Raw genomic sequence first — 12,430 nt, forward strand, 5'->3', positions numbered from 1 at the left:
CGACGGGTAGGTGGCGAGTTCAGGAGAAGGAATGTCCCAGACCCCTGATGGGGTTGGTTCCCCCGACCGTCTGGAAGGTGGCTTCGGCTCCGGCGACACGGAGCGTGTCGAGGCCGATGTCGTCGTCGTCGGCGCCGGCCCTGCCGGATCGGCCACCGCGACGCATCTGGCCCGCCGTGGCCTGTCGGTCGCGCTGGTGGAGAAGTCCACGTTCCCCCGCGAGAAGGTCTGCGGTGACGGGCTGACCCCGCGGGCCACCCGGCAGCTGATCCGGCTCGGCATCGACACCTCCGAGGCCAACGGCTGGCTGCACAACCGCGGCCTGCGCGTCTATGCCGGCCGCGAGGAGCCGTTCGTCTTCGACTGGCCGGACCTGGCCGACTTCCCCAACTATGGGCTGGTCCGCCCGCGTGCGGACTTCGACGACCTGCTGGCCCGCAACGCGGTCGCCTCCGGGGCGGAGCTGATCCAGAACACCACCATCACCGAGCCGATCCTGGACGAGCGCAGCGACCGGATCGTCGGCGTCCGCAGCAAGGACGGCCGCGAGTTCCGGGCGCCGCTGGTGGTGGCCGCCGACGGCAACTCGACCCGGCTCTCGCTGGCGATGGGGCGTACCAAGCGGGACGACCGGCCGATGGGGGTGGCGGTCCGCGCCTACTACAACAGCCCGCGCCACGACGACGACTACATGGAGTCCTGGCTGGAGCTGTGGGACGGCAAGCCCAAGGAATCGAACCTGCTGCCCGGTTACGGCTGGGTCTTCGGGATGGGTGACGGCACCTGCAACATCGGTCTCGGCATCCTGAACACCTCCAGCGCCTTCGGCAAGACCGACTACAAGGAGCTGATGACCCGCTGGCTGGACAACACGCCGGCCGAGTGGGGCTTCCGCGAGGAGAACCGCACCTGCGAGATCCGCGGCGCTGCGCTGCCGATGGGCTTCAACCGGGTGCCGCACTACGACCGCGGGCTGCTGCTGGTCGGCGACTCCGGCGGCATGGTCAACCCGTTCAACGGTGAGGGCATCGCCTATGCGATGGAGGCGGGGGAGTACGCCGCCGACGCGATGGCCGAGGCGCACTACCGCGGCGTGGGCACCAGCACCGCCGAGCGCGCGCTGCAGGCGTACCCGAAGCGACTGCAGGCCGAGCTCGGCGGGTACTACCGCCTGGGCGGGGTGTTCGTGAAGCTGATCGGGCATCCCGAGGTGATGAAGCTCTGCACCCGTTACGGGCTGCCGCGACGCACGCTGATGAAGTTCACGCTGAAACTGCTGGCGAACTTGACCGACAGCAACGATGGCGATGCGATGGATCACACGATCAACATGCTCAGCAGACTCGCCCCCTCGGCATGAGGTGCCGGCGCATGGAGATCGGCAAGAGAGTGGAAGGGAGATACGGTGACTGACGCCTATCTGCCGCTGGTGGTCATGTTGATCCTGGCGACATTGTTCGTGGCCGGCGGCCTCGTCGTGACCATGCAGATCGGTCCGCAGCGCTACAACCGGGCGAAGTACGACTCCTACGAGTGCGGTATCCAGCCGACCCCGCAGCCGATCGGCGGTGGCCGCTTCCCGGTGAAGTACTACATCACCGCGATGCTCTTCATCGTCTTCGACATCGAGATCGTCTTCCTCTACCCCTGGGCGGTCACCTTCGACCGGATGGGCTGGTGGGGCCTGGTGATCATGATCATGTTCGTCGACGCCGTCTTCCTCGCCTTCTGGTACGTGATCCAGCGCGGCGGCCTGGAGTGGGGCGAATGATGAACATCGCACAGACCCGAGGAGGGAACTGAACATGGCTGGTGGGCTTGAGGACAAGCTTCCTGCGGGCATCGCGCTGACCACGGTCGAGGGCCTGGTCGGCTGGATGCGGCAGGCGTCGTTCTGGCCGGTCACCTTCGGGTTGGCCTGCTGTGCGATCGAGATGATGACCTACGGTGCGCCGCGCTACGACGCGTCCCGCTGGGGTCAGGAGGTGTTCCGCCCCTCGCCGCGGCAGGCCGACCTGATGATCGTCGCCGGCCGGGTGAGCCAGAAGATGGCGCCGATCGTGCGCGAGATCTACGACCAGATGCCGAACCCGAAGTGGGTGCTGGCGATGGGCGTCTGCGCCTCCTCCGGTGGCATGTTCAACAACTACGCGGTGGTCCAGGGTGTCGACCACATCGTGCCGGTCGACATCTACGTGCCGGGCTGCCCGCCGCGGCCGGAGATGCTGATCGATGCGATGTTCAAGCTGAAGGGCCAGAAGGTCGCGCACACCAAGATGGGTCCGCACGAGATCGCCGAGATCGCCGAGCAGGAGCAGGCCGCCCTCGAGGCGCCGGCGACCCACGAGATGAAGGGGCTGCTGCGTTGAGCGACAACAAGCCCGAGGGTGCCGCACCGGACCCGCGCGACCAGCCGGGTGCCGAGAGCGGCAACGCGCCGGCGAGCACCGATGTCGAGCAGTCCGGCAGCCAGGCCGGGGTGGTCGAGGGCCGTCCGGTCGAGGTCAAGCACGGCATGTGGGGCGCCGGGTCCGGTGACACCTCCGGTTACGGCCGGATGGTGCGTACCGTCGAGCAGCCCGGTCCGTCGGCCCGCCCCTACGGCGGCTGGTTCGACGAGGTCGTCGACCGGATCGAGCAGCTGGTTCCCGGGGGTGTACGCGAGGTCGTGGTGCACCGCGGCGAGCTGACCCTCTACGTCGACGGTGCGAAGCTGCCGGAGCTGGCCCAGGCGCTCCGCGACGATGCCCGGCTGCGCTTCGAGCACTGCGCCTCGGTGTCCGGGGTGCACTACCCCTCCGACACCGGTCACGAGCTGCACTCGGTCTACCACCTGCAGTCGCTCACCCACAATCGTCGGTTGCGGCTGGAGGCGAGCTGCTCCGAGGCGCACCCGCACCTGCCCTCGGTCGTCGCGATCTACCCGGCCGCCGACTGGCACGAGCGCGAGACCTGGGACATGTTCGGGATCATCTACGACGGCCACCCGGCCCTCACCCGGATCCTGATGCCGGACGACTGGCCGGGTCACCCGCAGCGCAAGGACTATCCGCTCGGCGGCGTACCGGTGGAGTACAAGGGCGCCACCATTCCGCCGCCCGATCAGCGCAGGAGCTACTGATGAGCACCCAGCACACCTCGCGTCCCCCGGAGCACCGGGTGGATGACCAGCCGGATCTCTACGGCGTTCCGGGTGCCGAGGCCGAGGGCACCGTCTACACCGCGGCCGGCCAGGACTGGGACCAGATCGTCTCCGCCCAGGCCGAGCGCGGCGATGAGCTGCTGGTGGTCAACATGGGCCCGCAGCACCCTTCCACCCACGGCGTGCTCCGGCTGATCCTGGAGATGGAGGGCGAGACCATCCAGACCGCCCGGTGCGGCATCGGCTATCTGCACACCGGCATCGAGAAGAACATGGAATACCGCACCTGGACCCAGGGCGTGACCTTCTGCACCCGGATGGACTACCTGACGCCCTTCTATCAGGAGGGTGCCTACGTCGCCTCGATCGAGCGGCTGCTCGGCATCGAGGACGAGATCCCGGAGAAGGCCAAGGTCATCCGGGTGCTGCTCAGTGAGCTGAACCGGATCGGGTCGCACCTGGTCTGCATCGGCACCGGCGGCATGGAGATCGGCGCGCTGACGGTGATGACGATCGGCTTCCGGGACCGGGAGATGATCCTGGACGCCTTCGAGGCGGTCACGGGGCTGCGGATGAACCACGCGTACTTCCGCCCGGGCGGTGTCGCCAACGACATCGGCCCCAAGGAGCTGGACAAGGTCAAGGAGGCCATCGCCTGGCTCAAGAAGCACCTGGTGGAATACAAGGAGTTCTGCAACGCCAACCCGATCTTCCTGGGTCGGCTCAAGGGTGTCGGCTATCTGGACGCCTCTGCCTGCCTGGCGCTGGGGATCACCGGCCCGATGCTGCGCTCCACCGGTTACGACTTCGACCTGCGCAAGAACCAGCCCTACTGGGACTACGAGACCTACGACTTCGAGGTGCCCACCGAGGACACCTGCGACGCGCTCGGCAAGTTCTTCGTCCGCCAGGCCGAGATGTGGCAGAGCCTGCACATCGCCGAGCAGTGCGTGGAGCGGCTGGAGAAGATGGAGGGCGCCTCGGTGATGGTCGCCGATCCGAAGATCGCCTGGCCGGCGCAGCTGTCGGTCGGTTCCGACGGCATCGGCAACTCCAACGAGCACATCAAGCACATCATGGGCCAGTCCATGGAGGCGCTGATCCACCACTTCAAGCTGGTCACCGAGGGCTTCCAGGTGCCGCCGGGGCAGGCGTACGTGCCGATGGAGTCGCCGAAGGGTGAGATCGGTGCACACCTGGTCTCCGACGGCGGCACCCGGCCCTGGCGGGCGCACTTCCGCGACCCCAGCTTCAACAACCTGCAGGCCGTTCCCGCGCTCTGCGAGGGTTCGCTGATGTCCGACGTCGTGGTGGCCGTCGCCTCCATCGACCCCGTCATGGGAGGGGTGGACCGCTGATGTCCGGCTTCAAGACCCACTTCGACAACTCCGGTGGCATCGACTTCGGCAACGAGCAGAGCAACATCACCGAGCAGACGATCGAGGAGATCCGCCAGATCGCGGCCCGCTACCCGCAGCCGCGCTCGGCGCTGCTGCCGGCACTGCACCTGGTGCAGTCGGTGGACGGGCGGGTCAGCCCGCGCGGTATCGAGGTCTGCGCCGAGGTGCTCGGCATCACCCCCGCCGAGGTGTCCGGGGTGGCCACCTTCTACACGATGTACAAGCGCAAGCCGGTCGGCAAGCATGCCGTCGGCGTCTGCACCACCGCGCTCTGCGCGGTGATGGGAGGGGACCACGTGTTCGCCACCCTGCAGCGGCACCTGGGCGTCGGCAACGACGAGACCACCCCCGACGGCCAGATCACCCTGGAGCACCTGGAGTGCAACGCGGCCTGCGATTTCGCGCCGGTGATGATGGTCAACTGGGAGTTCTTCGACAACGTCACCCCGCAGAAGGCGATCGAGATCGTCGACGCGCTGATCGCCGATGAGACCGTGGTCGCCGACCGCGGTGCCACCATCACCAGCTGGCGCGAGGCCGAGCGGGTGCTGGCCGGCTTCCCCGACGGGCTCGCCGACGAGGGACCCGCCGCCGGTCCGGAATCCCTGCTGGGATTGAAGATCGCGCGGGAGCACAACTGGCACGCGCCCGATCCGAACGACCTCCCGAAGGTCCCGGTCAAGGAGGATGACAAGTGAGCCCCGACTCGGTGAGCATCGACCTGTTGACCCCGGTGCTGTCGGACAACTGGGCCGACGAGCGCGCCTGGCGGCTGACCAACTATGAACGCCGCGGCGGTTACGACGCGCTGCGCAAGGCGCTCACCATGGAGCCCGCCGACATCGTCACCACCGTCAAGGACGCCGGCCTGCGCGGCCGCGGCGGTGCCGGCTTCCCGACCGGGATGAAGTGGTCCTTCATCCCCAAGGACAACCCGAACCCCACCTATCTGGTGGTGAACGCCGACGAGTCCGAGCCGGGCACCTGCAAGGACATCCCGCTGATGCTGGCCTCGCCGCACACCCTGGTCGAGGGGGTGGCGATCTCCTCCTACGCCATCGGCGCCAGCTACGCCTTCATCTACGTCCGCGGTGAGGTGCTGCACGTCGCCCGGCGGCTGCAGCAGGCCGTCCGGGAGGCGTACTCGGCCGGTTATCTGGGCAAGAACATCCTCGGCAAGGGCTACGACCTCGAGGTCGTCGTGCACTCCGGCGCCGGGGCCTACATCTGCGGCGAGGAGACCGCGCTGCTGGACTCGCTGGAGGGCCGGCGCGGACAGCCGCGGCTGCGTCCGCCGTTCCCCGCGGTCGCCGGCCTGTACGCCTCCCCGACGGTGATCAACAACGTCGAGTCGATCGCCTCGGTGCCGTGCATCGTGGCGAACGGCAAGGACTGGTTCGCCGCGATGGGCACCGAGAAGTCCAAGGGCATGACGCTCTATTCGCTGTCCGGGCACGTCGCCAACCCGGGCCAGTTCGAGGCGCCGATGGGGATCACCCTGAACCAGCTGCTGGACCTCGCCGGCGGGATGCGCAACGGCCACCGGTTGAAGTTCTGGACCCCGGGCGGTTCCTCCACCCCGATCCTCACCGGCTCCACCGAGCACCTCGACCTGCCGCTGGACTACGAGGGCATGGCGGGTGCGAAGACCATGCTCGGCACCAAGGCGCTGCAGTGCTTCGACGAGACCACCTCGGTGGTCCGCACCACGCTGCGCTGGATCGAGTTCTACAAGCACGAGTCCTGCGGCAAGTGCACCCCGTGCCGCGAGGGCTCCTGGTGGCTCACCCAGATCCTGATGCGGCTGGAGGCCGGTCAGGGTGTCGAGGGTGACATCGAGAAGATGCTCGACCTGTGTGACAACATCGGCGGCCGCTCCTTCTGCGCGCTCGCCGACGGTGCGGTGGCCTGTGTCACCTCCGCGGTGCAGTACTTCCGCGAGGAATTCGAGCAGGGCATGCACACCCCCGCCTGGGAGCTCTATCCGTATGAGAAGAGCGCGTTGTTCGACGCCTCCTCGCTGCACTCCGACAACCCCGTGGGAGCCCACTGATGACCGTGACCGACAAGCCGTCCGACGTCGCCAAGCGCGAGGACCTGCTCACCGTCACCATCGACGACGTCGAGGTCTCGGTGCCCAAGGGCACCCTGCTGATCCGCGCCGCCGAGATGATCGGCGTCGCGATCCCGCGGTTCTGCGACCATCCGTTGCTGGACCCGGTGGGCGCCTGCCGGCAGTGCCTGGTGGAGATCCCCGATGCCGGCAACGGCCGCGGGATGCCGAAGCCGCAGGCCTCCTGCACCATCGAGGTCGCCGACGGGATGAAGGTGAAGACCCAGCTGACCTCCCGGGTGGCCGAGAAGGCCCAGGAGGGGATGCTGGAGTTCCTGCTGGTGAACCACCCGCTGGACTGCCCGATCTGCGACAAGGGCGGCGAGTGCCCGCTGCAGAACCAGGCGATGTCCAACGGGCACGGCGAATCCCGCTTCGAGGGCGTCAAGCGCACCTTCCCCAAGCCGATCGCGATCTCGGCGGAGATCCTGCTGGACCGTGAACGCTGCGTGCTCTGCGCCCGCTGCACCCGCTTCTCCGAGCAGATCGCCGGCGACCCGTTCATCGCGCTCACCGAGCGCGGTGCGCTGCAGCAGGTCGGCATCTATGAGAAGGAGCCCTTCGAGAGCTACTTCTCCGGCAACACCATCCAGATCTGCCCGGTCGGTGCGCTGACCTCGACCGCGTACCGCTTCCGGTCCCGGCCCTTCGACCTGGTCTCCACCCCCTCCACCTGCGAGAACTGCGCCGCCGGCTGCGGGATCCGGGTGGACCACCGGCGCGGTGAGGTGATGCGCCGGCTCGCCGGCGACGAGCCGGAGGTCAACGAGGAGTGGAACTGCGACAAGGGCCGCTTCGGCTTCGTCTCCGGCCGGCAGGGCGACCGGATCACCACCCCGCTGGTCCGCGACGGTGACGTGCTCCGCCCGGCCTCCTGGGCCCAGGCGATCGACGCCGCGGTGGCCGGCATCCTGGCCGCCGTCGACGCCAACGACGGTACGCCCGGGGCGAACCTGGGTGTGCTCCCCGGCGGTCGGCTGACCCTGGAGGATTCCTACGGGTACGCCAAGTTCGCGCGCGCGGTGCTCGGCACCAACAACATCGACTTCCGCTCCCGGCCGCACACGCTGGAGGAGGGGCAGTTCCTGGCGCATGCGATCGCCGGCACCGGTCTGCAGACCACCTATGCCGACCTGGAGAACGCCAACCGGGTGCTGCTGGTCGACTTCGAGCCCGAGGACGAGTCGCCGATCGTCTTCCTGCGGCTGCGCAAGGCCGTCCGCAAGAAGAAGCTCGACGTGATCACCGTCGGCGCGATGCTGTCCTACGGCTCCAGCAAGCTGAAGGCCTCCCTGGTACCGGCCCTGCCCGGCACCGAGGCGCAGGTGCTGGACAACCTGCCCGCCGACATCGAGCTGGACGAGAACTCGGTGGTGATGGTCGGCGAGCGGGCCTGCCAGTCGCTGGGTACGCTGACCGCCGCCCTGCAGCTGGTGCAGCGCACCGGTGCCAAGCTGGCCTGGGTGCCGCGCCGGGCGGGGGACCGCGGTGCGATCGAGGCCGGCTGCCTGCCGAACCTGCTGCCCGGTGGCCGGCTGGTCACCGATCCGGCCGCCCGGGTGGACGCCCAGACGGTGTGGGGGATCGAGGGGCTGCCCGCCGAGCCCGGTCTGGACGCGGACGCGATCCTGGCCGCCGGCACCCAGGGCAACCTGGACGCGCTGATCGTCGGCGGTGTGGAGCCGGCCGACTTCCGCTTCCCGCACGCCGCGCTGGCGGGCCTGGAGAGCGCCGGATTCGTGGTCAGCCTGGAGACCCGCCGCTCGGAGGTCACCGAGCGGGCCGATGTGGTCTTCCCGGTCTCGCTGATCGAGGAGCGGCACGGCACCTTCCTGGACTGGGAGGGCCGGGAGCGCCCGGTCACCCAGTACCTCGGCTCGCAGCAGGTGATGAGCGACCTGCGGGTGCTGGCCGCGCTGGCCGATGCCCTGGGCGCCGACCTCGGCGTACGCACCCCCACCGAGGCGAAGGCCGAGCTGGCCGAGTTCGCCGGCTGGGAGGGCCAGCGGGCCGCGGCACCGGATGAGGCGCCGGAGGCGCTGCTCGAGCCCGGTACCGGCGAGGCCGTGCTGGCGTCCTGGCGCGAGCTGATCGACGACTCCCGCGCGATCGACGGCGAGGCCGACCTGCAGGCCACCGCCCGGCCGCCGGTGGTCCGGATGAACCCGACGATGGCCGGCGGGATCACCGACGGCACGCTGGTCCGGGTGTCCCGCGAGGGCGGTGAGATCGTGCTGCCGCTGCTGGTCGATCCGGGTGTGATCGACCGGGTGGTGTGGCTGCCGACCAATGCCCCCGGAGTGGGCATCGGCCCCAACCTGGGCGCGGTCCCGGGTGATCTGGTCCGGGTCGAACTGGCCGACGGCGCCCTCGCCGACAACCAGGAGGGAGTGGAGGCATGACGACGTTCTCCGATCCGTGGTGGATCACCTGCATCAAGGCCGTCGGCGTACTGGTCTTCCTGCTGCTGTTCACGCTGTTCAACATCGTCTTCGAGCGCAAGGTCGTGGCGAAGATGCAGCACCGCGTCGGCCCGAACATGAACGGCCCGTTCGGTTCGCTGCAGTCGCTGGCCGACGGCATGAAGCTGATGACCAAGGAGGACTTCCGGCCGGTCAATGCCGAGAAGTTCGTCTTCAACCTGGCGCCCTACCTGGTCGCGATCCCCGCATTCTCCATCCTGGCGATGATTCCGCTGGGTGGCGAGGTCACCATGTTCGGGGTCCGGACCACGCTGCAGTTGACCGACCTGCCGGTCTCGGTGCTGGTGATGCTGGCGCTGGCCTCGGTCGGCATCTACGGCATCGTGCTCGCCGGCTGGTCCTCGGGTTCGACCTATTCGCTGCTCGGCGGCCTGCGCTCCAGCGCCCAGATGATCTCCTACGAGATCGCGATGGGTCTGAGCTTCGTGACCGTGTTCATGTACGCCGGATCGATGCGCACCTCCGACATCGTCGCCGCCCAGGCGCAGCCGCTGAGCCTCTTCGGCGGCGCCCAGATTCCCTTGCAGGGCTGGTACTGGCCGATGCTGCTGCCGTCGTTCGTGATCTATGTGATCTCGATGGTCGGCGAGACCAACCGGGCACCGTTCGACCTGCCGGAGGCGGAGTCGGAGCTGGTCGGCGGTTTCCACACCGAGTACTCCGGTTTCCGGTTCGCGATGTTCTTCCTGGCCGAATACATCAACATGGTCAACGTCTCCGCGATCGCGACCACCCTGTTCCTGGGCGGGTGGCGCGCGCCGTGGCCGCTGCAGGGCACCTTCCTGGACGCCGGATGGTGGGGCCTGCTCTGGTTCACCCTCAAGGTCGTCGTGTTCATCTTCTTCTTCATCTGGCTGCGTGGCACCCTGCCGCGGATGCGTTACGACCAGTTCATGGCGCTCGGCTGGAAGGTGCTGATCCCGATCTCGCTGCTCTGGCTGCTGGCGGTCGCGATCGTGCGCACCATCGTCAACAGCGGCGGCTTCGCCGGGCTCACCCTGACCGGGGCGATGGCGCCGGTCGCCTGGAGCTTCGGGCTGTTCGTGATCACCGTGGTCACCTGGTGGCTGGTGGTCGCCAACCGCGATGACGTGGAGGGCGACGAGGACGACGACGCCTACCTCGATGAGGGCCCGTTCGACCCGTACGCCGGTGGCTATCCGATCCCGCCGCGGGAGGGCCAGACGCTGCCCGAGATGGCCGGCGTACTCGAAGGTGAAGTGGATGTGGACGTGACCGAACGCGGTGGGCCCGCTGGCGCGACCAGCGCAACCGCAGACACGACCCGCGAGCGTGAGAAGGGGACTGATTCCTGATGGGGTTCTTCGATCAGTGGGCCGGGTTCGGGGTGACCTTCCGGACCATGTTCCGCAAGACGTTCACCGAGGACTACCCGGTCAAGCCGAAGGTGACTGCACCGCGGTTCCACGGCCGGCACCAGCTGAACCGCTGGCCGGACGGGCTGGAGAAGTGCGTCGGCTGTGAGCTGTGCGCCTGGGCCTGCCCGGCGGACGCGATCTTCGTCGAGGGCGCCAACAACGTCCAGGGCGAGAACTTCTCACCCGGTGAGCGCTACGGCCGCGTCTACCAGATCAACTACCTGCGCTGCATCCTCTGCGGCCTGTGCATCGAGGCCTGCCCGACCCGGGCGCTGACGATGACCAACGAGTTCGAGCTGGCCGACTTCACCCGCGAGAAGATGATCTACGACAAGGAGCGGCTGCTCGCGCCGCTGCTGCCGGGGATGGAGCAGCCGCCCCATCCGCGCCTGCTCGGGGACAGCGAGAAGGACTACTTCCTGGGGCTGCCGACCACCGGCCAGCCCGACACCCGGACCGGTGCCGCCCGGCCACCGCAGGCCGACCCGGAGACCGGGGCGACCCGCGCCGAGGCAGCCGCCGGACCGACGCAGGCAGGAGAGCACAAGTGATCGCCCTGGAGGTCTCGGCCGCCGCGCAGTCGGTGGCCTTCTGGTTGCTGGCACCGGTGATGGTGCTCGGCGCGCTCGGCATGGTGCTGGCGCGCAAGCCGGTGCACTCGGCGCTCTGCCTGGCGACGGTGATGGTCAGCCTGGCGGTGCAGTACGCCGCCCAGGACGCGCCGTTCCTGTTCGCGGTGCAGATCATCGTCTACACCGGCGCCATCTTGATGCTGTTCCTGTTCGTGCTGATGCTGGTCGGTGTGGACACCAGCGACTCGCTGGTGGAGACGCTGCGCGGCCAGCGGCTGGCGGCGATCCTGGCGGCCCTGGGCGTCGGCATCCTGCTGATCCTGGCCGTGGGCAATGCGGTGATCGGCAACCCGGTCGGGCTGGCCGCCGCCGAGCCGCAGGGCAACGTCCCGGCGCTGGCGGACCTGCTGTTCCGCCGCTACGTGCTGATCTTCGAGGCCACCTCGGCGCTGCTGATCACCGCCGCCCTGGGTGCGATGGTGCTCGCGCACCGCGAGCAGATCGGCAAGAAGTCCACCCAGAAGCAGCGCGCCAGCGACCGGATGCGCCGCTACGCCGAGACCGGTGAGCACCCCGGCCCGCTGCCCACCCCGGGTGTCTACGCCCGGCACAACGCGGTCGACATCCCCGCGCTGCTGCCCGACGGCAGCGCCGACCCGAAGTCGGTGCCGAAGACCATGCTGGCCCGCGGCACCGTCGTCGACGGCCCGCGGCTGGCAGGTGCCACCCGGGCCACCGTCGCCGCCCTCAACGGGCAGCGGCTGGACGAGGGCGGCGTGCCCCCGGCCCTGTCGGCCGGTGAGGCCGAGCAGGAGCAGGCCGGGCATCCCGCGATCGAGCAGTCGGGCCAGCCGGGCCAGCCGGAGCAGTCGGGCCAGCCGGAACAGCCGGGCACCGGACCCGTCCGCCGACCGCTGTCGGCGCGCCCCCGGCGTACCGACAACTCCGCGAACCCGTCGGTCGGCGATGAGGGGAAGGACGCATGAACCCCAACAACTACCTGATCCTGTCGGCGATCCTGTTCACGATCGGCACGGTCGGCTTCATGGTGCGCCGTAACGCGATCGTCGCGTTCATGTCGGTCGAGCTGATGCTGAACGCCTGCAACCTGGCGCTGGTCACCTTCTCCCGGACCCGGGGCAACCTCGACGGCCAGGTCGCCGCCTTCTTCGTGATGGTGGTCGCCGCGGCCGAGGTCGTGGTCGGGCTGGCGATCATCGTCGCCATCTTCCGGACCCGCCGCTCGGCCTCCGTCGACGACGCCAACCTGCTGAAGTTCTGAGGATGGACGCGTGAATCTGCTGGAAACCATCACCCCCACCGCGACCATCGCGGCTTCTG

11 protein-coding genes and 1 pseudogene are annotated in these 12,430 nt (G+C 68.8%); all 12 read left to right on the forward strand.

What is annotated here, in order from left to right; genetic code table 11:
* Nucleotides 1–31: 31 nt before the first annotated feature.
* The 12 genes and pseudogenes from C8D81_RS14310 to nuoK all read left to right on the forward strand — a co-directional run bounded on the left by C8D81_RS14310 (nt 32) and on the right by nuoK (nt 12,371).
* Entirely contained in the window at nt 32–1,360 is a 1,329-nt protein-coding gene (locus C8D81_RS14310; protein ID WP_094359490.1) for a geranylgeranyl reductase family protein, read from the forward strand.
* Nucleotides 1,361–1,405: 45 nt separating this feature from the next.
* A complete protein-coding gene (locus C8D81_RS14315; protein ID WP_267489543.1) occupies nt 1,406–1,771 on the forward strand; it encodes an NADH-quinone oxidoreductase subunit A in 366 nt (121 codons plus the stop codon).
* 34 nt (nt 1,772–1,805) lie between these two features.
* The gene (locus tag C8D81_RS14320; protein ID WP_094404026.1) at nt 1,806–2,369 is read left to right on the forward strand and encodes a NuoB/complex I 20 kDa subunit family protein; all 564 of its coding nucleotides are present in this window, start codon (nt 1,806–1,808) and stop codon (nt 2,367–2,369) included.
* The gene (locus tag C8D81_RS14325) at nt 2,366–3,121 is read left to right on the forward strand and encodes an NADH-quinone oxidoreductase subunit C (RefSeq protein ID WP_094404027.1); all 756 of its coding nucleotides are present in this window, start codon (nt 2,366–2,368) and stop codon (nt 3,119–3,121) included. Before C8D81_RS14320 ends, C8D81_RS14325 begins: the two co-directional genes overlap by 4 nt.
* A complete protein-coding gene (locus C8D81_RS14330; protein WP_094359496.1) occupies nt 3,121–4,500 on the forward strand; it encodes an NADH-quinone oxidoreductase subunit D in 1,380 nt (459 codons plus the stop codon). The genes C8D81_RS14325 and C8D81_RS14330 overlap by 1 nt, the downstream gene beginning before the upstream one ends.
* Entirely contained in the window at nt 4,500–5,240 is a 741-nt protein-coding gene (gene nuoE / locus C8D81_RS14335) for an NADH-quinone oxidoreductase subunit NuoE (protein ID WP_094405098.1), read from the forward strand. The genes C8D81_RS14330 and nuoE overlap by 1 nt, the downstream gene beginning before the upstream one ends.
* A 17-nt stretch (nt 5,241–5,257) precedes the next feature.
* Nucleotides 5,258–6,595, forward strand: a complete 1,338-nt coding sequence (gene nuoF, locus C8D81_RS14340; protein ID WP_094360055.1) for an NADH-quinone oxidoreductase subunit NuoF — start codon at nt 5,258–5,260, stop codon at nt 6,593–6,595.
* On the forward strand, nt 6,595–9,057 hold the full coding sequence (locus tag C8D81_RS14345) for an NADH-quinone oxidoreductase subunit G (RefSeq protein ID WP_094405099.1): 2,463 nt from the start codon (nt 6,595–6,597) through the stop codon (nt 9,055–9,057). Before nuoF ends, C8D81_RS14345 begins: the two co-directional genes overlap by 1 nt.
* Nucleotides 9,054–10,454 (forward strand): NADH-quinone oxidoreductase subunit NuoH, encoded by a 1,401-nt coding sequence (gene nuoH, locus C8D81_RS14350; RefSeq protein ID WP_133626294.1) that lies wholly within the window; start codon nt 9,054–9,056, stop codon nt 10,452–10,454. The genes C8D81_RS14345 and nuoH overlap by 4 nt, the downstream gene beginning before the upstream one ends.
* On the forward strand, nt 10,454–11,068 hold the full coding sequence (gene nuoI / locus C8D81_RS14355) for an NADH-quinone oxidoreductase subunit NuoI (protein ID WP_094359504.1): 615 nt from the start codon (nt 10,454–10,456) through the stop codon (nt 11,066–11,068). The genes nuoH and nuoI overlap by 1 nt, the downstream gene beginning before the upstream one ends.
* Nucleotides 11,065–11,865: pseudogene (locus C8D81_RS14360) on the forward strand (NADH-quinone oxidoreductase subunit J); the annotation flags it as partial. The gene nuoI and the pseudogene C8D81_RS14360, both read left to right, overlap by 4 nt.
* Before the next feature lie 206 nt (nt 11,866–12,071).
* Nucleotides 12,072–12,371 carry an NADH-quinone oxidoreductase subunit NuoK gene (gene nuoK, locus C8D81_RS14365; RefSeq protein ID WP_094359506.1) on the forward strand — a complete coding sequence of 100 codons (300 nt, stop codon included), beginning with the start codon at nt 12,072–12,074 and terminating at the stop codon, nt 12,369–12,371.
* Nucleotides 12,372–12,430 lie beyond the last annotated feature (59 nt).

Origin of the sequence: Enemella evansiae (assembly GCF_004362375.1) — a bacterium.
Taxonomy (GTDB): Bacteria; Actinomycetota; Actinomycetes; order Propionibacteriales; family Propionibacteriaceae; genus Enemella; species Enemella evansiae.

Bases quoted from the DNA above. Each gene is read 5' to 3' on its own strand.
- nuoE (WP_094405098.1), top strand. From the start codon at position 4,500: ATGTCCGGCTTCAAGACCCACTTCGACAACTCCGGTGGCATCGACTTC.
- C8D81_RS14345 (WP_094405099.1), top strand. From the start codon at position 6,595: ATGACCGTGACCGACAAGCCGTCCGACGTCGCCAAGCGCGAGGACCTG.
- nuoI (WP_094359504.1), top strand. From the start codon at position 10,454: ATGGGGTTCTTCGATCAGTGGGCCGGGTTCGGGGTGACCTTCCGGACC.
- C8D81_RS14320 (WP_094404026.1), top strand. From the start codon at position 1,806: ATGGCTGGTGGGCTTGAGGACAAGCTTCCTGCGGGCATCGCGCTGACC.
- nuoH (WP_133626294.1), top strand. From the start codon at position 9,054: ATGACGACGTTCTCCGATCCGTGGTGGATCACCTGCATCAAGGCCGTC.
- C8D81_RS14310 (WP_094359490.1), top strand. From the start codon at position 32: ATGTCCCAGACCCCTGATGGGGTTGGTTCCCCCGACCGTCTGGAAGGT.
- C8D81_RS14330 (WP_094359496.1), top strand. From the start codon at position 3,121: ATGAGCACCCAGCACACCTCGCGTCCCCCGGAGCACCGGGTGGATGAC.
- nuoK (WP_094359506.1), top strand. From the start codon at position 12,072: ATGAACCCCAACAACTACCTGATCCTGTCGGCGATCCTGTTCACGATC.